This is a genomic window from Streptomyces poonensis (assembly GCF_014650915.1).
Classification (GTDB): Bacteria; Actinomycetota; Actinomycetes; order Streptomycetales; family Streptomycetaceae; genus Streptomyces; species Streptomyces poonensis.
In genome coordinates this window covers 314,156-339,910 of record NZ_BMVW01000004.1, presented here as the reverse complement: position 1 = coordinate 339,910, position 25,755 = coordinate 314,156, and the positions used below count along the sequence as shown (strand labels likewise).

22 protein-coding genes are annotated in these 25,755 nt (G+C 71.0%); 4 read left to right on the top strand and 18 right to left on the bottom strand.

Annotated elements, in window-relative coordinates:
- Nucleotides 1–280: 280 nt before the first annotated feature.
- Both hisS and IE242_RS14380 read right to left on the bottom strand, forming a co-directional pair.
- Nucleotides 281–1,546: a histidine--tRNA ligase gene (gene hisS, locus IE242_RS14385; protein ID WP_189859059.1), complete on the bottom strand. Its 1,266-nt coding sequence runs from the start codon at nucleotides 1,544–1,546 to the stop codon at nucleotides 281–283.
- A gap of 12 nt (nucleotides 1,547–1,558) precedes the next feature.
- Nucleotides 1,559–2,272, bottom strand: a complete 714-nt coding sequence (locus IE242_RS14380) for an MBL fold metallo-hydrolase (RefSeq protein ID WP_189859057.1) — start codon at nucleotides 2,270–2,272, stop codon at nucleotides 1,559–1,561.
- A 194-nt stretch (nucleotides 2,273–2,466) separates the two neighbouring features.
- On the opposite strand from IE242_RS14380, the gene IE242_RS14375 reads away from it, so the two are divergent.
- Both IE242_RS14375 and IE242_RS14370 read left to right on the top strand, forming a co-directional pair.
- Complete coding sequence (locus IE242_RS14375; RefSeq protein WP_189859055.1) at nucleotides 2,467–3,303, top strand: peptidylprolyl isomerase; 837 nt, start codon at nucleotides 2,467–2,469, stop codon at nucleotides 3,301–3,303.
- 135 nt (nucleotides 3,304–3,438) lie between these two features.
- Complete coding sequence (locus IE242_RS14370) at nucleotides 3,439–4,668, top strand: DUF349 domain-containing protein (protein WP_189859053.1); 1,230 nt, start codon at nucleotides 3,439–3,441, stop codon at nucleotides 4,666–4,668.
- A gap of 64 nt (nucleotides 4,669–4,732) precedes the next feature.
- On the opposite strand, the gene IE242_RS14365 is transcribed toward IE242_RS14370, so the two are convergent.
- The 16 genes from IE242_RS14365 to pgsA all read right to left on the bottom strand — a co-directional run bounded on the left by IE242_RS14365 (nucleotide 4,733) and on the right by pgsA (nucleotide 21,226).
- Nucleotides 4,733–7,264 (bottom strand): RelA/SpoT family protein, encoded by a 2,532-nt coding sequence (locus IE242_RS14365; RefSeq protein ID WP_189859051.1) that lies wholly within the window; start codon nucleotides 7,262–7,264, stop codon nucleotides 4,733–4,735.
- 221 nt (nucleotides 7,265–7,485) lie between these two features.
- Nucleotides 7,486–8,025, bottom strand: coding sequence for an adenine phosphoribosyltransferase (locus IE242_RS14360; protein ID WP_189859049.1), 540 nt, complete (start codon nucleotides 8,023–8,025; stop codon nucleotides 7,486–7,488).
- A complete protein-coding gene (secF, locus tag IE242_RS14355; protein ID WP_189859047.1) occupies nucleotides 8,022–9,143 on the bottom strand; it encodes a protein translocase subunit SecF in 1,122 nt (373 codons plus the stop codon). The genes IE242_RS14360 and secF overlap by 4 nt, the downstream gene beginning before the upstream one ends.
- Nucleotide 9,144: 1 nt before the next feature.
- A complete protein-coding gene (secD, locus tag IE242_RS14350) occupies nucleotides 9,145–10,950 on the bottom strand; it encodes a protein translocase subunit SecD (protein WP_189859045.1) in 1,806 nt (601 codons plus the stop codon).
- Nucleotides 10,951–11,091: 141 nt separating this feature from the next.
- Nucleotides 11,092–11,580 (bottom strand): preprotein translocase subunit YajC, encoded by a 489-nt coding sequence (gene yajC, locus IE242_RS14345; RefSeq protein WP_189859043.1) that lies wholly within the window; start codon nucleotides 11,578–11,580, stop codon nucleotides 11,092–11,094.
- A 164-nt stretch (nucleotides 11,581–11,744) separates the two neighbouring features.
- The gene (ruvB, locus tag IE242_RS14340) at nucleotides 11,745–12,839 is read right to left on the bottom strand and encodes a Holliday junction branch migration DNA helicase RuvB (RefSeq protein WP_189859041.1); all 1,095 of its coding nucleotides are present in this window, start codon (nucleotides 12,837–12,839) and stop codon (nucleotides 11,745–11,747) included.
- Between the two features lie 130 nt (nucleotides 12,840–12,969).
- The gene (gene ruvA, locus IE242_RS14335; protein WP_189859038.1) at nucleotides 12,970–13,575 is read right to left on the bottom strand and encodes a Holliday junction branch migration protein RuvA; all 606 of its coding nucleotides are present in this window, start codon (nucleotides 13,573–13,575) and stop codon (nucleotides 12,970–12,972) included.
- On the bottom strand, nucleotides 13,572–14,156 hold the full coding sequence (gene ruvC, locus IE242_RS14330) for a crossover junction endodeoxyribonuclease RuvC (RefSeq protein ID WP_189859036.1): 585 nt from the start codon (nucleotides 14,154–14,156) through the stop codon (nucleotides 13,572–13,574). Before ruvC ends, ruvA begins: the two co-directional genes overlap by 4 nt.
- A gap of 145 nt (nucleotides 14,157–14,301) precedes the next feature.
- Nucleotides 14,302–15,054 carry a YebC/PmpR family DNA-binding transcriptional regulator gene (locus IE242_RS14325; protein ID WP_030577268.1) on the bottom strand — a complete coding sequence of 251 codons (753 nt, stop codon included), beginning with the start codon at nucleotides 15,052–15,054 and terminating at the stop codon, nucleotides 14,302–14,304.
- Nucleotides 15,055–15,101: 47 nt separating this feature from the next.
- Nucleotides 15,102–15,707, bottom strand: coding sequence for a pyridoxal 5'-phosphate synthase glutaminase subunit PdxT (pdxT, locus tag IE242_RS14320; RefSeq protein WP_189859034.1), 606 nt, complete (start codon nucleotides 15,705–15,707; stop codon nucleotides 15,102–15,104).
- A gap of 33 nt (nucleotides 15,708–15,740) precedes the next feature.
- The gene (gene pdxS / locus IE242_RS14315; RefSeq protein ID WP_189859032.1) at nucleotides 15,741–16,655 is read right to left on the bottom strand and encodes a pyridoxal 5'-phosphate synthase lyase subunit PdxS; all 915 of its coding nucleotides are present in this window, start codon (nucleotides 16,653–16,655) and stop codon (nucleotides 15,741–15,743) included.
- 180 nt (nucleotides 16,656–16,835) lie between these two features.
- Complete coding sequence (locus IE242_RS14310) at nucleotides 16,836–17,381, bottom strand: LemA family protein (protein WP_189859030.1); 546 nt, start codon at nucleotides 17,379–17,381, stop codon at nucleotides 16,836–16,838.
- 36 nt (nucleotides 17,382–17,417) lie between these two features.
- Entirely contained in the window at nucleotides 17,418–18,197 is a 780-nt protein-coding gene (locus IE242_RS14305) for a formylglycine-generating enzyme family protein (RefSeq protein ID WP_229858941.1), read from the bottom strand.
- A gap of 208 nt (nucleotides 18,198–18,405) precedes the next feature.
- Nucleotides 18,406–19,566: a glycosyltransferase family 4 protein gene (locus IE242_RS14300; protein ID WP_189859028.1), complete on the bottom strand. Its 1,161-nt coding sequence runs from the start codon at nucleotides 19,564–19,566 to the stop codon at nucleotides 18,406–18,408.
- Nucleotides 19,563–20,534 (bottom strand): phosphatidylinositol mannoside acyltransferase, encoded by a 972-nt coding sequence (locus IE242_RS14295; protein WP_189859026.1) that lies wholly within the window; start codon nucleotides 20,532–20,534, stop codon nucleotides 19,563–19,565. Before IE242_RS14295 ends, IE242_RS14300 begins: the two co-directional genes overlap by 4 nt.
- On the bottom strand, nucleotides 20,531–21,226 hold the full coding sequence (gene pgsA / locus IE242_RS14290; RefSeq protein WP_189859024.1) for a phosphatidylinositol phosphate synthase: 696 nt from the start codon (nucleotides 21,224–21,226) through the stop codon (nucleotides 20,531–20,533). The genes IE242_RS14295 and pgsA overlap by 4 nt, the downstream gene beginning before the upstream one ends.
- A gap of 335 nt (nucleotides 21,227–21,561) precedes the next feature.
- On the opposite strand from pgsA, the gene IE242_RS14285 reads away from it, so the two are divergent.
- Together IE242_RS14285 and IE242_RS14280 are read left to right on the top strand one after the other, a co-directional pair.
- A complete protein-coding gene (locus tag IE242_RS14285; RefSeq protein WP_189859275.1) occupies nucleotides 21,562–23,757 on the top strand; it encodes an elongation factor G-like protein EF-G2 in 2,196 nt (731 codons plus the stop codon).
- A gap of 258 nt (nucleotides 23,758–24,015) precedes the next feature.
- Nucleotides 24,016–25,719 (top strand): AbeC-like domain-containing protein, encoded by a 1,704-nt coding sequence (locus tag IE242_RS14280; RefSeq protein ID WP_189859022.1) that lies wholly within the window; start codon nucleotides 24,016–24,018, stop codon nucleotides 25,717–25,719.
- Nucleotides 25,720–25,755: the final 36 nt, after the last annotated feature.

Here is a 25,755-nt window from a genome sequence, read left to right as displayed (position 1 = left end):
CGTACACACTCGGCCGTCGGCCGTCGGACGGACGTAAGGAAGGACGTTCGGGGAGCGTCTCAGGGACCTTCGGGCCCCGTGGGCGGCTGCGTGACCTCACGGCTCACGACTCGTTGTTCCGAGCGCTCCGCATGCGGGCCTCCCCGCCGACGCGACGCGGGGGTGATCCGGGCGCCATGAACAACACGAACCGGAGCGGAGCCTGCTCCCCGCCGACGCGGGGTTGCGACGCCGGGCGGCCATGTGACCGCCCGGCGTCTTCTTGCTGCGCGAAGTACGGCTACCTCTGCAGCAGCGACTCCAGTTCCGCGACGATCTCGTTCACACCGATCGCCCTCTGCTCGCCGGACTCCATGTCCTTGAGCTGGACGACATTCTCGGCGAGGTCACGCTCGCCCAGCACGAGTGCGTAGCGGGCGCCCGACCGGTTGGCAGCCTTCATCGCCGCCTTGAGTCCCTTGCCACCGAACGCGAAGTCCGCCGCGACGCCCACCTTGCGCAACTCGGTGACCTTGGCGAACAGCACCCGGCGGGCCTCCTCGCCGAGCGGTACCGCGTAGACGCTGGTGGCCGCGGGCAGGGCGAGCTCGACGCCCTCCGCCTCCAGGGCGAGGACCGTGCGGTCCACGCCGAGGGCCCAGCCCACCGACGGCAGCGCGGGGCCGCCGATCATCTCCGAGAGGCCGTCGTAGCGGCCGCCGCCGCCCACCGCGGACTGGGAGCCGAGGCCGTCGTGGACGAACTCGAAGGTCGTCCGCGTGTAGTAGTCGAGGCCGCGGACCAGCTTCGGGTCGTCCTCGAAGGCCACGCCCGCCGCGGTGATCAGCTCGCGGACCTCCTCGTGGTACGCCTTGCAGGCGTCGCACAGATAGTCGCGCAGCAGCGGGGCGTCCACCAGCTGCTTCTGGACGTCGGGGCGCTTGTCGTCGAGGACGCGCAGCGGGTTGATCTCGGCGCGGCGCAGGGTCTCCTCGTCGAGGTCCAGGCCGCGCAGGAAGTCCTGGAGGGCGGCGCGGTAGACCGGGCGGCACTCCTTGTCGCCCAGGGAGTTCAGGAGGATGCGGAAGTTCCTGAGCCCCAGCGAGCGGTACGCCTGGTCGGCCAGGATGATCAGCTCGGCGTCCAGGGCCGGGTCCTCGGCGCCGATCGCCTCGGCGCCGACCTGCGAGAAGTGGCGGTACCGGCCCTTCTGGGGGCGCTCGTAGCGGTAGTACGAGCCCGAGTACCAGAGCTTGACCGGGAGGTTGCCCGCCTTGTGCAGGCTGCCCTCCAGGGCCGCGCGCAGGACGGAGGCGGTGCCCTCGGGGCGCAGGGCCAGCCGGTCGCCGCCCTTGGTCTCGAAGGCGTACATCTCCTTGGTCACGATGTCGGTGGACTCACCGACGCCGCGCGCGAACAGCTCGACGTTCTCGAAGCCGGGCGTCTCGATGTAGCCGTACCCGGAGGCGCGCAGCGGGGCGGCGATGGCCTCGCGGACGGCGAGGTACTTGGCGCTGTCCGGGGGCAGCAGGTCGTACGTGCCCTTGGGGGCCTTGAAGGTGCTCACGAAAGTCTCTCGTCACATTCCTCGTCGGGGAGCGGACGTCGGGTCCGCGCCCTGGCCGGCGGCCACCTGCCGCAGATACGGGTTGGTGGCGCGCTCCTGGCCGATGGTCGTCTGGGAGCCGTGGCCGGACAGCACCACGGTCGAGTCGTCGAGGGGCAGGCACACGCGGGCCAGCGAGTCGAGCATCTCGGCCATGTCACCGCCGGGCAGGTCGGTGCGTCCGATGGAGCCGGCGAAGAGCAGATCGCCCGAGAAGAAGACGGACGGGATGTCCGCCTGTTCGGGCATCCGGAAGGTCACCGACCCCTTGGTATGGCCGGGCGCGTGCGCGACGGAGAACGTCAGCCCCGCGAGCTCCAGCCGCGAGCCGTCGGCCAGCTCCTTGACGTCGTCGGGCTCCCCCACGGCCAGCTCGCCCATCAGCGGCATCCCGATGGAACGGCCGAGCGCCTTCTCCGGATCGCTCATCATGTAGCGGTCCGCGGGGTGGATCCACGCCGGTACGTCGTGCGCGCCGCACACCGGGACGACCGAGGCCACATGGTCGATGTGGCCGTGGGTGAGGACGACGGCGACGGGCTTGAGCCGATGCTTCTTCAGTGCCTCCTCGACTCCCTGGGCGGCCTGATGGCCCGGGTCGATGATCACGCACTCCTCGCCGGCGGCGGGGGCGACCAGGTAGCAGTTGGTCCCCCAGGCCCCGGCGGGGAACCCGGCAATGAGCACGTTCGTCCTTCGTTGTGTCGTACGAGGTGAGTGGCTTGGCGGACCGCCGCGGAGCGTCGTGCCGCGGATCAGAGCCTACCGGCGGTGCCGTTTCCTCAGCGAACCCATATACGGTACGGGGCACACGCAGGCGGTCGGCGCACAGGACGCACGCGTACCGGTGGACATACACAGACGCATGAGGAGAGAACCCGGTGGTCAGCCAGGAACAGCGGCGGCGTCAGCTCGCCCGGGAGAAGTTCTTGCGGCAGCAGCAGCGGCGTACGGCCGCGCGGCGCAAGGCCCGCATCCGCAACTCCGTGATCGCCTCGGTCCTCGGCGTGATCGTCATCGGCAGTGTCGGGCTCTACACGACCGACGTACTGAAGGGCGACGACAGCAAGGAGAACGCGAGCGCGGAGGTGACTCCGAGCGCCTCGGCCAGCAAGGCGCCGGACCCGTGCGAGAAGGCCGCGAAGGGCGAGGTGAAGGAGCTCACGTTCAAGAAGGAGCCCGAGATCACCATCGACAAGAGCGCGACGTACACGATGGCGCTGCAGACCACCTGCGGTGACATCGACATAGCCATGGACGCGTCCAAGGCACCGCACACGGTGAACTCGTTCAACTTCCTGGTGGGCAAGGGTTACCTGGACCACACGAAGTGCCACCGGCTCACCACGTCCGGCATCTACGTGCTCCAGTGCGGCGACCCGCAGGGCACCGGCGCGGGCGGACCCGGCTACACGATCCCGGACGAGAACCTGAAGGACAAGAGCCTCAAGGGCGACGTGTACCCGGCGGGAACGGTCGCCATGGCCAACCAGTACAACGCCCAGACCGGCGAGGGCCGCGACACCGGCGGCAGCCAGTTCTTCCTCGTCTACGAGGACAGTCAGCTGCCGGCCAACTACACACCGTTCGGGACGATTTCCGAATCGGGCATGAAGGTCCTGAAGAAGATCGCCGAGGCGGGCGAGAACACGGGCATGGGGGACGGCGCACCGAACGCGACCGTGGTGATCGACAAGGCGACCGTCACCGAATCCTGACCGCCAGCTGCGAAATTTCGGTCGCGCGGGATGCGGACAGCCGCCCCGCCGGTCGCCTATGTTGGCCGTGACGAAACTGTGGACGATGCCCGGGGGTGCAGCAGGCCCCCGCAGGCATCATGTGGAGGAGGCGCTGTGAGCAGCGACCCGTGGGGCCGCGTCGACGAGACGGGGACCGTGTACGTGCGTACGGCCGACGGCGAGCAGGTCGTCGGCTCCTGGCAGGCCGGCTCTCCCGAGGAGGCGCTGGCCTACTTCGAGCGCAAGTACGAAGGCCTCGTTGTCGAGATCGGCCTCCTCGAGCGACGGGTACGGACCACCGACCTGTCGGCCAAGGACGCCCAGACCGCGATCGGCCATCTGCGGGAGCAGGTGGACGCGCACCACGCGGTGGGGGACCTGGACGCGCTGCGGACCCGGCTGGACAAGCTCGTCGAGACCGTCGAGGCACGCCGCGAGGAGCGCAAGGTACAGCGGGCCAAGCAGTCCGACGAGGCGCGCCATGCCAAGGAGGCGCTGGTCACCGAGGCGGAGCAGCTGGCCCAGTCCGACCAGTGGCGGTCGGCCGGTGAGCGGCTGCGGGCGCTGGTGGACACCTGGAAGGGGCTGCCGCGGCTGGACCGCAAGTCGGACGACGAGCTGTGGCACCGCTTCTCGCACGCCCGCTCGGCGTTCTCCAAGCGGCGCAAGGCGCACTTCGCGCAGCTGGACGCGCAGCGCGAGGACGCCCGCAAGGTCAAGGAGCGGCTGGTCGCGGAGGCCGAGGCGCTGTCGGACTCGACGGACTGGGGGCCGACCGCGGCCCGCTACCGCGAACTGATGGCGGAGTGGAAGGCGGCGGGCCGCGCGCAGCGCGAGCACGAGGACGACCTGTGGAACCGCTTCCGCGGCGCCCAGGACGTGTTCTTCGCCGCCCGCGGTGCCGTGTTCGCCGAGCGTGACGCCGAGCAGGCCGAGAACCTCAAGCTCAAGGAGGAGCTGGCCGAGGAGGCGGAGCGGCTGCTGCCGGTCACGGACCTGAAGGCGGCGCGTGCCGCGTTCCGCTCCATCAACGAGCGCTGGGAGGCCATCGGCCACGTCCCGCGGGACGCCCGCCCCAAGGTGGAGGGCCGGATGCACGCGGTGGAGCGGGCCCTCCAGGACTCCGAGGAAGCGGAGTGGCGCCGTACGAACCCGGAGGCCCGCGCCCGGGCCGAGGGGCTCACGGGCCAGCTCCAGGCGGCCGTCGACAAGCTGAAGGGCCAGATCGAGGCGGCCCGCGCCGCCGGCAACGACGCCAAGGCCGACAAGCTCCAGCAGGAGCTGGACGGCCGTCAGGCACTGCTGGACCAGGCGCTGAAGGGGCTGCAGGAGTTCGGCGGCTGACGCCGGTTCCCCGTACGACGGTGCCGCCTCCCCCTGCTTCGGGGAGGCGGCACCGTCGTATGCGCTAGCGCTGCTGTCGCGCCGACGTCACCCGGTACACGTCGTACACGCCCTCCACGCCCCGTACGGCCTTCAGGACGTGTCCGAGGTGCTTCGGGTCGCCCATCTCGAAGGTGAAGCGGGAGGTGGCCACGCGGTCGCGGGAGGTCTGCACCGCGGCCGAGAGGATGTTGACGTGCTGGTCGGACAGGACGCGGGTGACGTCCGAGAGAAGCCGGGAGCGGTCCAGCGCCTCGACCTGGATGGCGACCAGGAAGACCGAGGACTGGGTGGGCGCCCACTCGACGTCGAGGATGCGCTCCGGCTCGCGGGAGAGCGAGTCGACGTTGACGCAGTCGCTGCGGTGTACGGAGACGCCGCTGCCGCGGGTCACGAAGCCGATGATCGGGTCGCCGGGGACGGGCGTGCAGCAGCGGGCGAGCTTGACCCAGACGTCGTCGACGCCCTTGACGACCACACCCGGGTCGTTGCTGCTGCGGCGCTTGCGGCGGCCACGCCCGCGCGTGGACGGGACCGGCTCGTCGATCTCCTCGGTGGCCGCCTCCTCGCCGCCGAGGGCCTGGACGAGCTTCTGCACCACGTTCGGCGCGGAGACATGGCCCTCGCCGATCGCCGCGTACAGGGCCGAGATGTCGGGGTAGCGCATCTCGTGCGCGAGCGTGACCAGCGAGTCGCCGGTGAGGATGCGCTGGATCGGCAGGTTCTGCTTGCGCATGGCGCGGACGATGGCGTCCTTGCCCTGCTCGATCGCCTCGTCGCGGCGCTCCTTGGAGAACCAGGCGCGGATCTTGTTGCGGGCCCGCGGTGACTTGACGAAGCCGAGCCAGTCCCGGGACGGGCCGGCGCCGGTCGCCTTGGAGGTGAACACCTCCACCAGGTCGCCGTTGTCCAGGGTGGACTCCAGCGGCACGAGGCGGCCGTTGACACGTGCGCCTATCGTGCGGTGGCCGACCTCGGTGTGGACCGCGTACGCGAAGTCGACCGGGGTGGCGCCCGCCGGGAGCGCTATGACGTCGCCCTTCGGCGTGAAGACGAAGACCTCGTTGCGGGAGAGGTCGAAGCGCAGGGACTCCAGGAACTCGCTCGGGTCCTCGGTCTCCTTCTGCCAGTCCAGCAGCTGCCGCAGCCACGCCATGTCGTTGATGGCGTCCTTGTCCTTGCCGGAGGTCTTGGGGACGTCCGTACGGACCTTGGAGGCGCCCGCGACAGCCTCCTGCTTGTACTTCCAGTGCGCGGCGATGCCGTACTCGGCGCGGCGGTGCATGTCGAACGTGCGGATCTGGAGCTCGACCGGCTTGCCGTTGGGTCCGATGACCGTCGTGTGCAGCGACTGGTACATGTTGAACTTGGGCATCGCGATGTAGTCCTTGAACCGCCCCGGGACCGGGTTCCAGCGGGCGTGGACCGTGCCCAGCGCCGCGTAGCAGTCGCGGACCGTGTCCACCAGGACGCGGATGCCCACCAGGTCGTAGATCTCCGCGAAGTCCCGGCCGCGGACGATCATCTTCTGGTAGACGCTGTAGTAGTGCTTGGGGCGGCCGGTGACGGTCGCCTTGATGCGGGCCGCGCGCAGGTCGGACTGGACCTCGTCGGTCACGATCGCGAGGTACTCGTCGCGCTTGGGGGCGCGCTCGGCGACCAGTCGGACGATCTCGTCGTACATCTTGGGGTAGAGGATCGCGAAGGCGAGGTCCTCCAGCTCCCACTTGATGGTGTTCATGCCCAGGCGGTGGGCGAGCGGCGCGTAGATCTCCAGGGTCTCGCGCGCCTTCTTCTCCTGCTTCTCGCGCTTGAGGTAGCGCATGGTGCGCATGTTGTGCAGGCGGTCGGCGAGCTTGATGACCAGGACACGCGGGTCCTTGGCCATGGCCACGACCATCTTGCGCACGGTCTCGGCCTGCGCGGCCTCGCCGAACTTGACCTTGTCCAGCTTGGTGACGCCGTCGACGAGGAGGGCGACCACGTCGCCGAAGTCGCGGCGGAGCTGCTCCAGGCCGTACTCGGTGTCCTCGACGGTGTCGTGCAGCAGGCCCGCCATCAGGGTAGCGGGGTCCATGCCGAGCTCGGCGAGGATCGTGGTGACCGCGAGCGGGTGGGTGATGTACGGGTCGCCGCTCTTGCGCTTCTGGCCGCGGTGCCAGCGCTCGGCGACCTGGTAGGCCTTCTCGATCTGGCGCAGCGTGGCCGTCTCGATCTTGGGGTCGTTGCTGCGCACGATCCGCAGCAGTGGCTCCAGGACCGGGTTGTACGGGTTGGAGCGCTGGACGCCGAGGCGGGCCAGCCGGGCGCGGACGCGGTTGGAGGAGCCTCCCGAGCGCGAGGGCTGGCTCGTGGCCGGGCGTGCCGGTACGGCGGCCGTGCGCTCCGGCGCCGTCGGCCTGGCGGGCCGTGGCTGTTCGGCCGTCCGGCCCGGCGCGGACCGGGCGTGCTCGCCCGTGCCCTGCGCGGAGTTCTGCGCACCCGGCGCGGGCGTGGCCGCGGGTCCCGGCGTCTGCTCGGGCTTGGCGGCGGTCAGTGGCTGGGCCTCGTCTGCCAAGAGGGCTCCTCGTGCGCGATCCGGGTCCCCCGGTCAGGCTCCGGAGACCCCATGGTAGCGATCCCGGGCTTTTGGCTCGTCTTCGACCGGTGAGACGCCCTTGCACTGGAGAAACGCGTGAAGCGGGCACCGGATTCCTCCGGTGCCCGCCTCCGCGGTGCTGTGTGCTCCTGTGCGGGGCTACGACGGTCCTGGTGGGCCCGCCCCTGTCAGGGGGCTGCTCAGACCTGGAGCAGGGCCTCCAGCGGGGCGCCCGCGAGGGCCGGCTCCAGGCGGGCCCGGCCGCCGAGGAAGCCCAGCTCCATCAGGACGGCGACGCCCGCGACCTCGGCTCCTGCCCGGCGGATGAGCTGGAGCGAGGCCTCGGCGGTGCCGCCCGTGGCGAGGACGTCGTCGATGACCATGACGCGGTCGCCGGCGGCGAGGTCCTCGGCGTGCACCTCGATCTCCGCGGTGCCGTACTCCAGGTCGTACGCCTGGCTGAGGGTCGCTCCGGGGAGCTTGCCCGCCTTGCGCACGGGGATGAAGCCGACGCCGGCGCGGACGGCGACCGGTGCGCCGAGGATGAAGCCGCGCGCCTCCAGACCGACGATCTTGGTGGCGCCGTTGCCGACGGCGATCTCCGCCAGGGTGTCGGTGAGGGCGCCGAACGCCTCCGGGTCCGCCAGCAGGGGCGTGATGTCCTTGAACATCACACCGGGCTGCGGGTAGTCACGGACGTCGCGGATGCGGCTGAGCAGGAGTTCTTGAATGTCGGTCATCGACGCTTTCCGGAGGGTCGGCCGCGTCCCCGGGTGCGGGACGCGGGCTGGTGGCGGGGGCCGACGACCGCGGGGGTGGCGTCCTCCGGCTCGTCGCCGTACGGCTCGTCACCGGCTTCGGCCGGGTCGGTCCCGTCCTGGTCCTGGCCCGCGGATTGTGCCCGCTTGGCCAGGACGCGCTTCTTGAGGGCCTTCATCTTCGGCTCGCGCTCCTTGAGGTCGGCGACGAGCGGCGTGGCGATGAAGATCGAGGAGTACGCACCGGCGGCCAGACCCACGAACAGCGACAGGGAGATGTCGTTCAGCATGCCGGCGCCGAGGACGCCGCCGCCGATGAACAGCAGGCCGGCGACCGGCAGCAGCGCGACCACCGTGGTGTTGATGGAGCGGACCAGGGTGCCGTTGATCGAGCGGTTGGCGATCTCGCTGTACGTCCAGCGGGTCTGCTTGGTGAGGTCCTTCGTCTGCTCCTTGAGGCTGTCGAAGACGACGACCGTGTCGTAGAGCGAGTAACCGAGGATGGTCAGCAGACCGATCACCGTGCCCGGTGTCACCTCGAAGCCGACCAGGGCGTAGATGCCGACCGTGATCGTGATGTCGTGGATGAGGGCCACGAAGGCGGCGAGCGCCATCCGCCACTCGAAGGCGATCGCCAGGTAGATCACCACGAGGACCAGGAAGATGCCGAGGCCCTGCCAGGCCTTGTTGGCGATCTGGTCGCCCCAGCTGGGGCCGACGAGGTCGGCGTTGATCTTCTCCGCGTCGACCTTGAGGTCCTGGGCGAGCTGTTCCTTGATCTGGTCGGACTTGGCGGTGTCGACGCCGGAGACCTGGATGCGCAGTCCGCCGGAACCGAGCTCCTGCACGATGGCGTCGTGGCCCGCGGCGTCTTCCGCGTACGTCTCCGCCTGGGAGGCCGAGATCTTGGTCTCCGGGGTGGTGAAGACGGCGCCGCCCTGGAACTCGATGCCCATGTTCAGGCCGCGGACGGCGAGGCCCACGATGGCGAGGACGGTGATCAGGACGGAGACGCCGTACCAGATGAAGCGCTTGCCGACGAAGTCGTAGCCGACCTCGCCGCGGTGGAGCCGGGCGCCGAGGGTGCCGAGTTTCGACATCTCACGCCTCCTTGGGGTCGACGGGGACGGCGGGACGGCGGGTGCGGCGCAGCGGAGGCCGGGCACCGAGTCGCTTCGGGTCGAGGCCGGACCACTTGTGGCCGCCTCCGAAGAACTTCGTGCGGGCCAGGAGCGTCAGCAGCGGCTTGGTGAAGAGGAAGACCACGACCACGTCGAGCAGGGTGGTCAGACCCAGCGTGAACGCGAAGCCCTGGACCTTGCCGACGGTGACGATGAAGAGCACCGCCGCGGCGAGGAACGACACGAAGTCGGAGACCAGGATGGTGCGCCGGGCACGCGGCCAGGCCCGCTCGACGGCGGGGCGCAGCGAGCGGCCCTCGCGGATCTCGTCCCGGACCCGTTCGAAGTACACGATGAACGAGTCGGCGGTGATGCCGATGGCGACGATGGCACCGCAGACGGCCGGCAGGTTCAGCGCGAAGCCGATGGCCGGGCCGAGCAGCGACATGATCGTGTACGTCAGGGCCGCGGAGACGAGCAGCGAGGCGATCGCGATGAGCGACAGACCGCGGTAGTAGACGAGCAGGTAGATCACGACCAGGGCGAGGCCGATGGCGCCGGCGATCAGACCGGCGTGCAGCTGCTCACCGCCGAGCGCGGCGGTGACGGTGGTGACGCTCGACTCCTTGAAGGTGAGCGGGAGCGCGCCGTACGACAGCATGTTGGAGAGGCCCTGGGCCTCCTCCTGGGTGAAGCTGCCGGAGATCTCGGCGTTGCCACCGGTGATCGACTGGTTGACGTACGGGTCGGAGACCACGTCACCGTCGAGGACGATCGCGAACTGGTTCTGCGGGGACTGGTTCTGGGCGAGCTTGCCGGTGATGTCGGCGAACTTCTTGGCACCGCCGGACGTGAAGTCCATGGTGACCTTCCAGCCCGCGGCGCTCTGGGTGTCGAACACCGCCTGGGCCTTGTCGACGTCGGTGCCGTCGACCTCGGCCGGGCCGAGGATGTACTTCTGCCACTGGCCCTGCGCGTTCTGGCCGCAGGCGAGGGTCGAGTCCTCGGGCTTGACGCCCTTGCCGGCCTCGGAGCGCTGGTCGGCCTTGGTGCAGTCGAGCTTGGTGTACGCCGCCTGGAGGTCGGCGGTCGCGGCGTCGGAGCCGGTGTCGGCACTCGTCGACGCGGACGCGGACGGGGAGGCTTCGGTGCTCGCGGAGGCCGAGCCGCTCGGCGTGGCGTCGGCCTTGAGTCCGTCGGTGATCGCGCGGCCCTGCGAGGTGGCGCTCGCCGACGGGGTCGCGGAGCCGGAGGACGACGAGCTGGCCTTCTCCTCGTCCGCGGCCGACTCGTCGGCGGAGGGCGACGCGCTCGGGGAGGCGCTGCCGCTGGAGCCGGCGCTCGGGCTGGCGCTGGGGCTGGCCGTCGCGTCGGTGCCGGAGACCTCGGTGGCGACGACCGGGCGGAAGTAGAGCTTGGCGGTGGTGCCGACCTGTTCCCGGGCCTGTGCGGAGTTGGTGCCCTTGGGAATGTTGACGATGATGTTCTCGCGACCCTGGGTCTGGACCTCCGCCTCGGACACGCCGAGTCCATTGACACGGCGCTCCATGATCTCGACCGCGGTGTCCATGTTGGTCTTGTTGATCGCGTTGGCCTGGCCGGGCTCGGAGACCGCCGTCAGCGTGATGCTCGTACCGCCGGCGAGGTCGATGCCGAGACGCGGAGTGGTGTGTCCGGAGAGGAACATTCCCCCGGTGAGCGCCACGAGGGCGATCAGGATGAGAGCCAGTGCGCGGCCTGGTCTGCTCTGGGCGCTCGCGCTCCGGCCCTTCTTCGGTGCTGCCACCTTCTCGTACTCCCTCTCGGGCCGCCCGGCGCCGGGTGGGCGCGCGGACGGCCGTGCCATGGTGTCGGGACTCCGTGCGGGAACGGCACGTCCCGGGTGACGCGGGACGCGAGCGGGTCGCGCCGCGCTGCCGGGCCGTGCTTACTTCGCGTCGGACTCGCCGTCGGTCTTCTTCGGCTCCGCGACGTCGGCCTTCGGCTCGGCGTCCTGCACGGCGCTCTCCTCGGCCTCGTCCTTCTTGCTGAGGTCGAGGGGCTTGTCGGCGGCGTCGGCGGCGGGCTCGTCGGTCCCGGTGAGGGAGGAGGCGTCGTCCGGGACCACGGTGCCGTCGGTCTTCAGGTCGTGCTCGACGCCGTGGACGATGCGGTTGTACTCGTCGTCGCCGAGGACGGCCCCGATGGCGTTCTTCGCGAAGAGCAGCTCGACGCCCGGTCCGGCGTCGAGGAGGACGGTGTCCTCGTTGACCTCCTTGACCGTCGCGTACATGCCCCCGATCGTGCGGACGCCGGAACCTGGCTGCATGGCGTTCCGCATGTCGACGGCCTGCTGCTGCTTCTTCTTGGCCGACCGGGTCATCAGGAACATGGCCCCGATGAGCACGATGATCGGGAGGAGGGACACGAGACTCACGGGTCGGAACTTCCTTCGCACGACCGCGATGGTGAGCGGCCTGATGGTTGGGGGTAGGAACGCCGCCGACAAGGGCGGCATCGGCGGAGTCTAAGCGAGTCCGCACGCAGGGAACAACGCACAGCATGGCACCGGGGTTCCTGACCCCGGCGAGTCCCGCGCCGTCACGCCCCGAACAAGTCCTGTTGTCCGTTTCCCCCGGAGGCCCGGCCGGGCGGGGTGAGGCCGAGATGCGTCCATGCGGCGGGGGTCGCGACCCGTCCGCGCGGGGTGCGGGCAAGCAGTCCCTCACGGACGAGGAAGGGCTCGGCGACCTCCTCGACGGTCTCGCGCTCCTCCCCCACCGCGACGGCGAGCGTGGACAGGCCGACGGGTCCGCCGCCGAACAGCTTCAGCAGCGCCTCCAGCACCGCGCGGTCGAGACGGTCGAGGCCCCGGGAGTCGACCTCGTAGACGGCGAGGGCGGCCGCGGCGATGTCCTTGGTGATCACTCCGTCGGCCTTGACCTGCGCGTAGTCCCGTACGCGGCGCAGCAGCCGGTTGGCGATGCGGGGCGTGCCGCGGGAGCGGCCGGCGATCTCGCCGGCGCCCTCGGCCGTGATCTCCACCTCCAGCAGGTTCGCCGAGCGGTGGATGACCCGCTCCAGCTCGGCGGGCTCGTAGAACTCCATGTGCGCGGTGAAACCGAAGCGGTCGCGCAGCGGGGGCGGCAGCAGACCCGCGCGCGTGGTGGCGCCGACCAGCGTGAACGGCGGCAGCTCCAGCGGGATCGCGGTGGCGCCGGGCCCCTTGCCGACGATGACGTCGACGCGGAAGTCCTCCATCGCCATGTACAGCATCTCCTCGGCGGGCCGGGACATGCGGTGGATCTCGTCGAGGAAGAGGACCTCGCCCTCCTGGAGGGAGGAGAGGATCGCGGCGAGGTCGCCGGCGTGCTGGATGGCGGGGCCGCTGGTGATGCGGATGGGTGCGCCCATCTCGGCCGCGATGATCATCGAGAGGGTGGTCTTGCCGAGGCCGGGGGCCCCGGAGAGCAGGACGTGGTCGGCGGTCGCCCCACGTGCGCGTGCCGCCCGCAGCACCAGGTCGAGCTGCTCGCGGACCTTCTCCTGGCCGATGAACTCGTCCAGGTCCTTGGGGCGCAGGGCGGCCTCGACCGCCTGGTCCTCACGGTCGGCGACAGAGCCCACCAGCCGCTCCCCGGCGGGCCCGACGGGCCGTTCGCCGGCAGTCGGGTCGGTCGTGTCGTCCCAGTTCATTGCTGTGCCTCGCGGGTGGTCGCGGTCGGGTGGGTGGTACGGGGCGGATGGCGCGCCCGGGAAGCCCGAGGGGCCGTTTCCGGCCGTTCTCGGTGAGCGCCTTCCGGTCAGCTCCCGGGAGCGCCGTTCGTCAGCGGGCTCTGTTGAGCGTCTGCAGCGCGGCCTTCAGCAACCGGCCCACCTGGGGCGTGCCCTCGGCTGCCTCCGCCTGCGGAGCCACCGCGGCCACCGCCTCGTCGGCCTCCCGGGTGGCGTACCCCAGTCCGATGAGAGCGGCATGCAGCTGGTCGCGCCAGCCGGCGGTGACCGGGCTGCCGACGGCCGGGGCGCCGACCGGCTCCCCGAGGCGGTCCTTCAGCTCGAGCAGCAGCTTCTGGGCACCCTTCTTGCCGATGCCGGGGACCGCGGTGAGGGCCTTCTCGTCGCCGGTCGCGACCGCGCGGCGCAGGGCGTCCGGGGTGTGCACGGCGAGCATGGCCTGGGCCAGCCGCGGGCCGACCCCGCTGGCGGTCTGGAGCAGCTCGAAGGTCTGGCGCTCGTCGTCGTCGGCAAACCCGTACAGGGTGAGCGAGTCCTCCCGTACGACGAGGGAGGTGGCGAGTCTGGCGGGCTGCCCGACGCGGAGCGCGGACAGGGTGTTCGGCGTGCACTGGACGGCCATGCCCACGCCGCCGACCTCGATCACCGCGGCGTCGGGAGCGAGTGCGGCGACCGTGCCGCTGACGAAGGCGATCATGCCGTCCGGCCTTTCGATGCGTGCGGGGCTTGCGATGTCTGCGGAGCTCCGGATGTGTGCGGAGCCCTGGATGCGTGCAGGGCCATGGCCTGCTGGAGTCTGTTCTGGGCGGGGGCGCGCCAGATGTGGCAGATGGCGAGGGCGAGGGCGTCGGCGGCGTCGGCGGGCTTCGGGGGTGCCGCCAGCCGCAGCAGACGGGTGACCATGGCGCCCACCTGGGCCTTGTCCGCGCGGCCGCTGCCGGTGACGGCGGCCTTGACCTCGCTGGGTGTGTGCAGCGCGACGGGGATGCCGCGGCGGGAGGCACAGAGGATGGCGACGGCGCTGGCCTGGGCGGTGCCCATCACCGTGCGGACGTTGTGCTGGCTGAAGACGCGTTCCACGGCTACGCAGTCCGGCCGGTGCTCGTCCAGCCACTGCTCGATGCCCTGCTCGACGGCGACGAGGCGGTGGCCGAGGTCCGCGTCCGCGGGCGTGCGGACGACACCCACGCCGATCATGGTGAGCGGCCTGCCCGCCACACCCTCGACCACGCCGACGCCGCACCGCGTCAGTCCCGGGTCCACCCCCAGCACGCGCACGCGCACCCCTCCCTCCGATTGCCTGTTTCTGCAGGCTATCGGGTGCCACCGACAACGAGCACAAAGCGACGGACCGACGGGGATTCCCGTCGGCCCGTTCGTCTCGCGGCTCGCCGCTCGCGCGCCTCGCGGTGTGTGTGATGCGTTACGCGTCGACCTTCGCCATGACCTCGTCGCTGACGTCGAAGTTGGCGAAGACGTTCTGCACGTCGTCGCTGTCCTCCAGGGCGTCGATCAGCTTGAAGATCTTCTTGGCGCCCTCCTCGTCCAGCTCGATCTGCATGGTCGGGACGAAGTTGGCGTCGGCGGAGTCGTAGTCGATGCCGGCCTCCTGGAGGGCGGTGCGGACCGCGACCAGGTCGGTGGCCTCGCTGAGCACCTCGAAGGACTCACCGAGGTCGTTGACCTCCTCGGCGCCCGCGTCGAGCACGGCGCCCAGGACGTCGTCCTCGGTCAGCTCGCCCTTGGGGACGATCACGACGCCCTTGCGGTTGAACAGGTACGACACGGAGCCCGGGTCGGCCATGGAGCCGCCGTTGCGGGTCATCGCGACGCGGACCTCGGAGGCGGCGCGGTTGCGGTTGTCGGTGAGGCACTCGATGAGCACCGCGACACCGTTGGGGCCGTAGCCCTCGTACATGATCGTCTCGTAGTCGGCGCCGCCGGCCTCCAGGCCGCCGCCCCGCTTGATCGCCGAGTCGATGTTCTTGTTCGGGACCGACTGCTTCTTCGCCTTCTGCACGGCGTCGTAAAGCGTCGGGTTGCCCTCGAGGTCGACGCCGCCCATCCGCGCCGCGACCTCGATGTTCTTGATCAGCTTCGCGAAGAGCTTGCCGCGCTTGGCATCGATGACGGCCTTCTTGTGCTTCGTCGTGGCCCATTTAGAGTGGCCGGACATCTGCCTGTCTCCTTCGCGTAACCCATCTCTGCAACGACGCAGGAATCCTACAAGGACTCCGGTGTCCGGTTCGCGCGCACCATCTCGACGAACAGGGCGTGCATCCGGTGGTCGCCCGTCAGCTCCGGGTGGAACGACGTGGCGAGCGCGTTGCCCTGGCGGACCGCGACGATGTGGCCGTCGTGCTCGGCGAGCACCTCGGCCGCGGCGCCGACGGACTCGACCCAGGGGGCGCGGATGAAGACGCCCTCCACAGGATCGCCCTCGACGCCCTGGACGTCGACCGCCGCCTCGAAGGACTCGTTCTGCCGGCCGAAGGCGTTGCGGCGCACGATCATGTCGATGCCGCCGACGGTCTCCTGGCCGGAGCGCGGGTCGAGGATCTTGTCGGCGAGCATGATCATGCCCGCGCAGGTGCCGTAGACCGGCATGCCGTCGCGCACGCGCGCGCGGAGCGGCTCCATGACGCCGAAGAGGACGGCCAGCTTGGAGATGGTGGTGGATTCGCCGCCGGGGATGACCAGGCCGTCGACCTCGGCGAGTTCTTCGGGGCGCCGCACCGGCCTGGCCACGGCGTCGGCCGCGGCCAGGGCGATGAGGTGCTCCCGTACGTCGCCCTGGAGGGCCAGGACGCCTATGACGGGGGTGTTCATGTGTTTCCGGTGCCTCCGGTCGCCGCTGGTGCCCTACCAGCCGCGGTTGGCGTAGCGCTCGGTCTCGGGGAGGGTGTCGCAGTTGATGCCGACCATGGCCTCGCCGAGGTTGCGGGACGCATCCGCGATGATCTTGGGGTCGTCGTAGAAGGTGGTGGCCTTGACGATGGCCGCGGCGCGCTTGGCCGGGTCGCCGGACTTGAAGATGCCGGAGCCGACGAAGACGCCCTCGGCGCCGAGCTGGCGCATCAGGGCCGCGTCGGCCGGGGTGGCCACACCACCGGCGGAGAACAGCACGACCGGCAGCTTGCCGAGCTCGGCGACCTCCTTGACCAGCTCGTACGGGGCGCGCAGCTCCTTGGCGGCAGCGTACAGCTCGTGGTTGTCGAAGCCGCGGAGCTTGGCGATCTCGTTCTTGATCTGGCGCAGGTGGCGGACCGCCTCGACGACGTTGCCGGTACCGGCCTCACCCTTGGAGCGAATCATGGCCGCGCCCTCGGCGATGCGACGCAGAGCCTCGCCCAGGTTGGTGGCGCCGCAGACGAACGGCGTGGTGAAGGCCCACTTGTCGGAGTGGTTGACCTCGTCGGCCGGGGTGAGGACCTCGGACTCGTCGATGTAGTCCACGCCGAGGGACTGCAGGACCTGGGCCTCGACGAAGTGGCCGATGCGGGACTTGGCCATCACCGGGATGGAGACCGCGTCGATGATGCCCTCGATCATGTCGGGGTCCGACATACGGGCCACGCCGCCGTCCTTGCGGATGTCCGCCGGGACGCGCTCCAGGGCCATGACCGCGACGGCGCCCGCGTCCTCGGCGATCTTCGCCTGCTCCGGGGTGACGACGTCCATGATCACGCCGCCCTTGAGCTGCTCGGCCATGCCGCGCTTCACGCGCGCGGTGCCGGTCTCGGGGGACTGGGCGGGGTTCGGAAGCGTGCTGGACACGGGTGTCGACCTCACTTGGTGAGAGGGAGTTGCTGCAATCACCGAGGAAACGTGAGGCGAGCAGGCCACAGCAAGGGCCAATGAGGAGGCGGTGGCTCGTTTTCGGGCGCCGGGAAGGATGCCGCAATACACCTGCCCGGAGGCCGGGACACGCCTGACCGGAGGCCGGAGGGGCCGGAATCAGGCTCCCGCGCGGTCCACCAGTGCCGTCGGCGGCTCGTCGTCCATCTCGAAGGCCATCGGGAAGGGTGCGTGGCCCGCGAGGCGGAACCAGCGGACCTTGCGGTGGCGGCGCAGCGCGCGGGCGGCCCGTACGGCGTCGTTGTGGAAGCGGCGCGCCATGGGCACCCGGCGCACGGCCTGGGCCAGCTCCTTGGCGGCCTCCTCGCCGCCCGGCGCCTCCCGTACCGCCTCGACCTGCGCCGGCTCCGCGAGGACCGCCCGCAGCGCCTGGCTCAGCTCGCTCTCGGCGACCTCCCGCTGCTCCTCCTCGGCCTGCCGGGCCGCGTGGGCCGCCTCGTACAGCACGATCGAGGCGGCCGGGTCGAGAACCTTGGAGGTGGCCAGTTCCTGGGCGACCGAGGCGCGGCGCAGCAGTTGCGCGTCCAGGGCGGCACGGGCGGCGTCGATCCGGGCGTGCAGCCGGTCGAGGCGGCCCGCGGTCCAGCTCAGGTAGAGGCCGATCGCGACCAGGGCGACGAGGATCCAGATGAGGGTTGCGCTCACGGGCGGCAAGGCTACCCGTACGAGGTCATGGCCCCGTCATGTGCCGTCACCCGCCGTCACGTCCCAGGCGCACCGGAAACCGCCGTGTCCGGTGGACGAGTCGGGGGTGTTCCGCGATCGTGCGGCGACCCGGTAGCGGTTGCAGTACGAGGCGTGGCACAGGTACGAGCCGCCGCGGATGACCCGTTCCGTACCGGCCGGGGGGAAGCGGTCCGCGCACCACTCCCACACGTTGCCCGAGGTGTTGTACAGCCCGGAGCCGTTGGGTCCGTACGCGTCCACGGGGACGGTGCCGGTGGCGCCGCCGGGCCGGGTGCTCACGCGCGGGAAGTCGCCCTGCCAGATGTTCATGCGGTCCGCGTCGAAGTCGTCGCCCCAGGGGTAACGGCGGCCCTCCAGGCCCCCGCGGGCCGCGTACTCCCACTCCGCCTCGGTGGGCAGCCGGGCGCCCGCCCAGGCGCAGTACGCGAGCGCGTCGTGGTACGACACGTGCACCACGAGGTGGTCCGCGCGCCCCTCGACGTCCGAGCCGGGTCCTTCGGGCGCGCTCCAGCAGGCACCCTCGACGCCCAGCCACCAGGGCGCACCGGCGACCGCGCCGAGAACGGAGTCCCGCGCGCGTGGGTGCAGCAGCAGATGGAACACGAACGAGCTGCCGTACCGTTCCGCCTCGGTGCGGTACCCGGTCGCGCGCACGAAGCCGGCGAACCGCGCGTTGGTGACGGCGGTGGCGTCGATACGGAACGGCTCGACGGTGACGGTGCGGACGGGTCCCTCGGCGTCGTCGGGGTGGCCCTCATCGAAGGCGTCTCCCATGCGGAAGTCACCGCCGGGCAGGGTCACGGCCGTCGCGTCGTGGGCGGGCCGGGCGCTCGCGCGCGGCCCGGGGCGGCGAGCGGGAGAACGGAAGCTGCCTCCCCGCGCGCGGGCGCACAGCACGCACCCGGGTGACCGGATGCGGCGGGAGTGGCACGGTCGTCCTCCCGCGCGTCGTCCGCGGTCATACACCGTGCCCCTTCGGCCCTCAGTCCCGCGCCAGCCCGAACCGGGCGCGCAGCCCGGTGCGTTCGTCGGCGGCGACGGCGGCCGCTCCGTCGGTGACCGTCTCGTACACGGACAGGATGTCCGCGCCGACCGTCGACCAGTCGAAGCGCCGGACGTGGGCGCTCCCCCGCTCGCTCAGCTCCTGGCGCCGCTTCGGGTCGCCGAGCAGCCGTACGGCCGCGGCGGCCAGCGCGTCCGCGTCCTCATTGGCGAACAGCTCCCCCGCGGCGCCCTGGTCCAGGACCTGCGCGAAGGCGTCCAGGTCGGAGGCGAGCACCGGCGCACCCGCCGACATGGCCTCCACCAGGATGATCCCGAAGCTCTCGCCGCCGGTGTTGGGGGCGACGTACACATCGACACTGCGCAGGAAGCGCGCCTTGTCCACGTCGCTGACCATGCCGAGGAACTCGACGCGTGACCGCATCTCCTCCGGCAGGCTCTCGACGGCCTCCTCCTCGTCGCCGCGCCCGGCGACCAGCAGCCGGGTCCCCGGCCGTTCGGCGAGGATCTTCGGCAGCGCCCGCATCAGCACCGGCAGGCCCTTGCGGGGCTCGTCGATGCGGCCTATGAAGCCGAGGGTCCCGCCCTGCCACTCGGGGTTGGGCTTGGCGGCGGCGAAGAAGTCGACGTCGACGCCGTTCGGGATGACGACGGCATCACCGCCCAGGTGCTCGACGAGCGTCCGGCGCGCGTACTCGCTCACCGCGATCCGGGCGCTGATCTTCTCCAGGGCGGGCTGGAGGATCGGATACGCGGCGATCATCGCCCGGGAGCGCGGGTTGGAGGTGTGGAACGTGGCGACGATCGGGCCCTGCGCGGCCCAGCACGCCAGCAGACCCAGCGACGGCGAGGCGGGCTCGTGGATGTGGATCACGTCGAACGCGCCCTCGTGCAGCCAGCGCCGCACCCGGGCCGCCGACAGGAAGCCGAAGTTCAGCCGGGCTACCGAACCGTTGTACGGGACGGGGACGGCGCGGCCCGCCGAGACGACGTACGGCGGCAGGGGGGTGTCGTCGTCCGCCGGGGCGAGGACGGACACCTCGTGCCCGAGGCCGAGAAGGTGCTCGGCCAGATCACGGATGTGGAACTGGACGCCGCCGGGGACGTCCCAGGAGTACGGGCAGACGATGCCGATCCTCATGGCCGCTCACCCTCCGGCTCGGACGACGGCTTCGACGACGGCTCCGAGGACGACTTCGAGGACGTCTCCGGGCGGGGCTCCAGGTCGGCGACCCACAGGCGCTGCAGCATGTGCCAGTCCTCCGGACGGTCGGCGATCCCTGTGGCGAAGGCGTCGGCCACCGCCTGTGTCATGACAGACGTCTTCTCCGCGCGCGTACCTGACTCGGGTACCGCGACCGGCGGGTGCACGCGCGCGTGCATCACGGGCGAGTCGTCGTACCGGAGCGTCACGGGCAGCAGAGCCGCGCCGGTGTGCTGGGCGAGCATGGCAGGACCGGCGGGCATCCGGGCCGTCTCGCCGAAGAAGTCCACCTCGACCCCGGACGCGGACAGGTCCCGGTCGGCGACCAGACAGACCAGGCCGCCGTCGCGCAGCCGCCGGGCCAGGGTGCCGAACGCGGAGCCCCCGGTGTGCGGCAGGACCTCCATGCCGAGGCTCTCCCGGTAGGCGACGAACCGGTCGTACAGCGTCTCCGGCTTGAGGCGCTCGGCCACCGTCGTGAAAGGGGTCTTCAGCTGGGTGGTGACCCACGCGCCCGCGAGGTCCCAGTTCGCGAGGTGGGGCAGGGCTATGACGGCGCCCTTGCCGGCCGCCAGGGCGTCGGTGAGGTGGTGCACGCCCTTCACCTCGACGCCGTCCCTGATGCGCTGCTCGCTCCACACGGGCAGCCGGAACGACTCCATCCAGTAGCGCAGGTAGGACCGCATGCCCGCGCGCGAGAGCTCGGCCAGACGCTGCGGGGACGCGCCCGGCACCACGCGCGCGTAGTTGCGCTCCAGCCGGAGGACGCCCTTGCCGCGCTGCTTCCAGGCGAGATCGGCGATGGTGCGGCCGAGGCGGGCGGCGGCGGGCTCGGGAAGCTTCTTGACGGTGCTCCAGCCGAGCCCGTACAGCGTGTCCGTGAGCCGCTCCTGGACGCCGCTCACGGGGTGGCCTCGCTCCCGTGGGAGGTGTGTCCGTCCGTCTCCGGTCCGGAGGCGGCGGCCGCGGCCTCCGCCTCCGCGGACTCCCGGCGGACCGTGACGACGCGCTGGACCAGCGTGACGAGACTGCCGACGGCGACGATCCACAGGGCGATCGGCAGCAGCACGTCGATGCCGGGCACGCCGAACTTGTGCAGGCCCGCGAAACCGGCCGCGACCAGCGAGATCACCAGCCGCTCGGCGCGCTCCACCAGCCCGTTGACGGCGACCGGCAGGCCGATCGACTCGCCGCGGGCCTTGGTGTACGACACGACCTGGCCGCTCGCCAGGCAGAAGATCGACACGGCGCACAGGATGTTGTCGTCACCCTGTCCCGCGTACCAGAGGGCGAAGCCGCCGAAGATGGCCCCGTCGGCGACCCGGTCCAGCGTGGAGTCCAGGAAGGCGCCCCAGCGGCTGGAGCGGCCGAGCTGGCGGGCCATGTTGCCGTCGACGAGGTCGGAGAAGACGAACAGCGTGATGACGACCGTGCCCCAGAAGAACTCACCACGGGGATAGAAGACCAGCGCGCCCGCGACCACACCGGCGGTGCCGATGAGCGTGACCGTGTCGGGACTCACCCCGCGGCGGATGAGAAACGCGGCGAACGGTGTGAGAACACGCGTGAAGAAAGCACGCGCGTACTTGTTCAGCATGGCCTTCCCGAGGGTCGGTGGGCCGCGCGGCCCCTGCTGGCCACCGGCGGGCCCATCGTAGTCACGCGCGCGCGTGTGCGACGGCCGGGCACCCGCGCCCCGGTGTCACGTCCTGGTCACACCCGTCACACGTTTCGTCCTCCACCCGGACTTCGCGGGGCCCGGCACGGCCGCCGTCACGATGTCGTCCGCCATATGGACGCACCGTGACGGCAGTGGAAAGCTCGATGGCACCGCGGGCGTCATCGGAGCCGTACCGCTGGGGGCGCCCCCTCTGGGGGAGGCTCCGCGTGTCCGCGCCCACAGTGACCTCACCGTGCACGGGAGGCTGGACCATGGGCGACAAGGCGAACGCACATCCTGGAGCCGCCGGCAGGGCAACGGCGGCCGACCGACCCGCGTCCGTACGGAATGTGGTGCTGGTCGGCCACAGCGGATCGGGCAAGACGACTCTGGTGGAGGCTCTCGCGCTGACGGCGAGGGCGGTGAACCGGGCGGGCCGCGTGGAGGACGGCGGCACCGTCTCCGACTACGACGAGATAGAACACCGGCAGCAGCGCTCGGTGCAGCTGTCCCTGGTCCCCGTCGAATGGGACGGGTACAAGATCAATCTTCTGGACACTCCCGGATACGCCGACTTCGTCGGGGAGCTCAGGGCCGGTCTGCGAGCCGCGGACGCGGCCCTTTTCGTGGTCTCGGCCTCGGACGGGGTGGACGGCTCGACCCGGATGGTGTGGGAGGAGTGCGCGGCGGTCGGTATGCCCCGTGCCATCGTGATCACCCACCTGGAGGCGGCCCGCGCCGACTTCGACGAGATGACCCGGATCTGCGCGGAGGCCTTCGGCGCGGACGACCCGGACGCCGTACTGCCGCTGTACCTGCCGCTGCACGGGCCGCAGGGACCGGACGGGCACGCGCCCGTGACCGGCCTGATCGGCCTGCTGACGCAGCGGCTGTTCGACTACTCCTCCGGGGAGCGCAAGGAGTCCGAGCCGGGCCCCGACCAACTGCCGCTCATCGAGGAGGCCCGCAACCGGCTCATCGAGGGGATCATCGCCGAGAGCGAGGACGAGACCCTGATGGACCGCTACCTCGGCGGCGAGACCGTCGACGTCAAGACGCTCGTCGAGGACCTGGAGCGGGCCGTCGCGCGCGGGGTGTTCCACCCCGTGCTGGCCGCCGCCCCCGCGGCCGAGGGCGCCCGGCAGGGCCTCGGCACGGTGGAGCTCCTCGAACTCGTCACCGGCGGTTTCCCCACCCCGCTGGAGCGCGAGGCGCCCGCGGTCACCACGATCGACGGCAGGCCGCGCGGGATCACGGCCTGCGACCCGGACGGCCCGCTGGTCGCCGAGGTCGTGAAGACCGCGAGCGACCCGTACGTGGGCCGGCTGTCGCTGGTGCGCGTCTTCTCCGGCACCCTGCGCCCGGAGGAGACGGTGCACGTCTCCGGGCACGGCATGGCCGACCGGGGGCACGAGGACCACGATGTGGAGGAACGGATCGGCGCCCTCTCCGCACCGTTCGGCAAACAGCAGCGCACCCTCACGCACTGCATAGCGGGCGATCTGGCGTGCGTGGCGAAGCTCACGCGCGCGGAGACCGGGGACACGCTGTCCGCCAAGGACGACCCGCTGCTCATGGAGCCGTGGGAGATGCCCGACCCGCTGCTGCCGCTCGCCATCCAGGCGCACAGCAAGGCGGACGAGGACAAGCTCTCGCAGGGGCTGGGCCGGCTGGTCGCCGAGGACCCGACGATGCGGCTGGAGCAGAACCAGGACACCCACCAGGTGGTGCTCTGGTGCCTGGGCGAGGCACACGCCGACGTGGCGCTGGAGCGGCTGCGCAACCGCTACGGGGTGCAGGTCGACCTGGTCCCGCACAAGGTCTCCCTCCGGGAGACGTTTGCCGGCCGGTCGGCGGGGCGCGGCCGCCATGTGAAGCAGTCCGGCGGGCACGGCCAGTACGCGATCTGCGAGATCGAGGTCGAGCCGCTGCCGGGCGGTTCGGGCATCGAGTTCGTGGACAAGGTCGTCGGCGGGGCCGTGCCGCGGCAGTTCATCCCGTCGGTGGAGAAGGGCGTGCGGGCGCAGGCCGCCAAGGGGGTCGCCGCCGGGTACCCGCTGATCGACGTACGGGTCACGCTGCTCGACGGCAAGGCGCACTCCGTGGACTCCTCGGACGCCGCGTTCCAGACGGCCGGCGCGCTGGCGCTGCGGGAGGCGGCGGCCGACGCGAAGATCCATCTGCTGGAGCCCGTAGCCGAGGTGGGTGTCCTCGTCGGGGACGACTACGTCGGCGCCGTGATGAGCGACCTGTCGGGGCGGCGCGGCCGGGTGGTCGGCACCGAGCAGGCCGGTGGCGGGCGCACCCTCGTCCGGGCCGAGGTGCCGGAGATCGAGATCGGCCGGTACGCCGTCGATCTGCGCTCGCTCTCCCACGGCACCGCGCGCTTCAGCCGCCGCTACGCCCGGCACGAGCCGATGCCGCCCCAGCTCGCCGAGAAGATGCGCGAACAGGCCAAGGAGGCATGAGAGTTACCCGGTGCGCGGTGGTCGCGCCCGCTTTCGCGCCGGTGTGCATCCGGGCGAACTCCGCGCATCGGCGGGCGGCTTCGGCCGTCCGCCGACGGGATGCCGGCGAGTGCGGATACGCTGATCACCTGATCGTGGATGTGGTGTGATCACCGCTCGACCGTGTCGCCGGTCGAGGCGATGAGCTGATCAACAGGTGTGCGGAGCACCGAAGTCGGGAAGGCCGCAGAAGCAGGTGGAGCGGCTGATGGGGGCGGAATGTCTTTCGGCGATATCGGTCCAGAGGTCCCGCGCGCGGGATCACGGGCGATGGCGACGTTCGCGCTGGCGTCGGCGGCCTACCGGGACGACGAGGTCAGCAAGATCCTCGAAGCGAACAACGAGTGGCACCAGTCGACCGTGAAGCCGCACCGCAAGTGGGCGACGATCTTCCGGCCCAACCTCGGCGAGGCGTTCTCCCAGGCGGTGGTCTCCCGGACGCTCGGTGTCGGCCGCAAGCCGCTCATCCAGTCCTTCGGCATCGAACCGCAGGTCGTCGTCGAGCACTGCATGGCGGCGAACCACCTCCGCCGCGAGCGCGACATCAAGCTGACGGCCGTCATGCTGATCTTCGGCGTGCTCTTCCTGCCCGGCCTGCTGCTCTGGCTGCTGGTCTTCCAGATCCGCTCGACGGTCGCCAAGCGCGACGACAAGCGTGCCGGGGCCCTCGCCACCACGGTACTGGTCGCCGTGGGAGCACTCGTCGTGCTCTTCCTGGTCAAGATGCCGTTCACCGGCTTCTGGGCCTGGTACGCGCGCGCGGCGCTCGTCGCCCCCGTCATCGGCTGGTTCCTGGCCAAGCGGATCTGCGAGAACTCGGCGAAGGACCTGCGCGAGCGCTGGACGGGTCTCCTCTCGGGCAGCGCCGTGGGCGCCCGGGTGCCGGAATCGGTGCCGAGCAGCCCCGGCGACGAACGCGCCGAGCGGCTGCGCCAGGCGTTCGGGGAGCTCAGGGACGAGCAGGCGTCGAACCACCTGTTCTACGCGGGCCCCAAGGGCGTCCTCGGCATGGGCACGCGCTGGGGCCACTGGCATCTCGCCGAGGACCTGATCCCGCTCCCCTCCCGGCACACGGAGGAGACACGCACCACGGGCTCGCTGAGCATGGATCTGGCGAAGCACCTGGTACCGGCCCCGGAGGTCGCGTCCTTCCAGAGCTTCGACCTCGCCAACGTCATCGAGCGGGCGCTGGGCGAACTCCACAAGAGTCCCCTGACCACGGGTGGGTTCCCGCAGCCGGACATAGGTCACTGGATCATCACGCCCATCCCGCCGGGCGCCGCGGAGGTGTCGCGCCCCGGTACGTACACGGCGCACCGGGCCAACGCCAAGCAGCTCAGCGACATCTGCAACAACCAGCAGTTCGACCAGGGCGACCGGCACTACCTGGGCGTGCAGTGGACGCTCTGGGACGGGCAGTTGGTGATCAGCATGCTCGTCACCGTGACCGTGCTGCACAAGACCCTGCGCATCGAACTCACCGGCCACGCCCTGGGACCGGTGAACGGGCTGTTCATGAGCAAGCCGGCGGCGAAGGAGCGGACCGTCTCCAAGACCGTGCGGTTCTGGGAGACCCGCACCATCACCCTGCCGCTCGTCGACAACGACGAGGTGGTCCGTCTCGCGGCCCGCGCGCCGCTCAGCTGGTACCCGCCGCTCCTCAACTGGCTCGGCGGCTCACTGGTCCTGCCCGAGCCCTTCGGCCTGCGGCACGCCTGGGCCGACCAGCCGTGGAAGAACCGCTTCATGACCGACGACGTCCTGCGCACCGCCACCCCGGTGCTCCGGGTGGTGCACACGGCGGTCATCGACTTCCTGTCGGAGCACGGCGTGGACACGGCGAAGTTCGACAACCGTTCGTCGGTGCTCAGCGGTGCCGTGCAGGATCCGACACCCAAGAAGGACGACGTCTACGACGCGTGAAGCCGCCGGCGCCCGGGCGGACCGCCCGACGGCGCG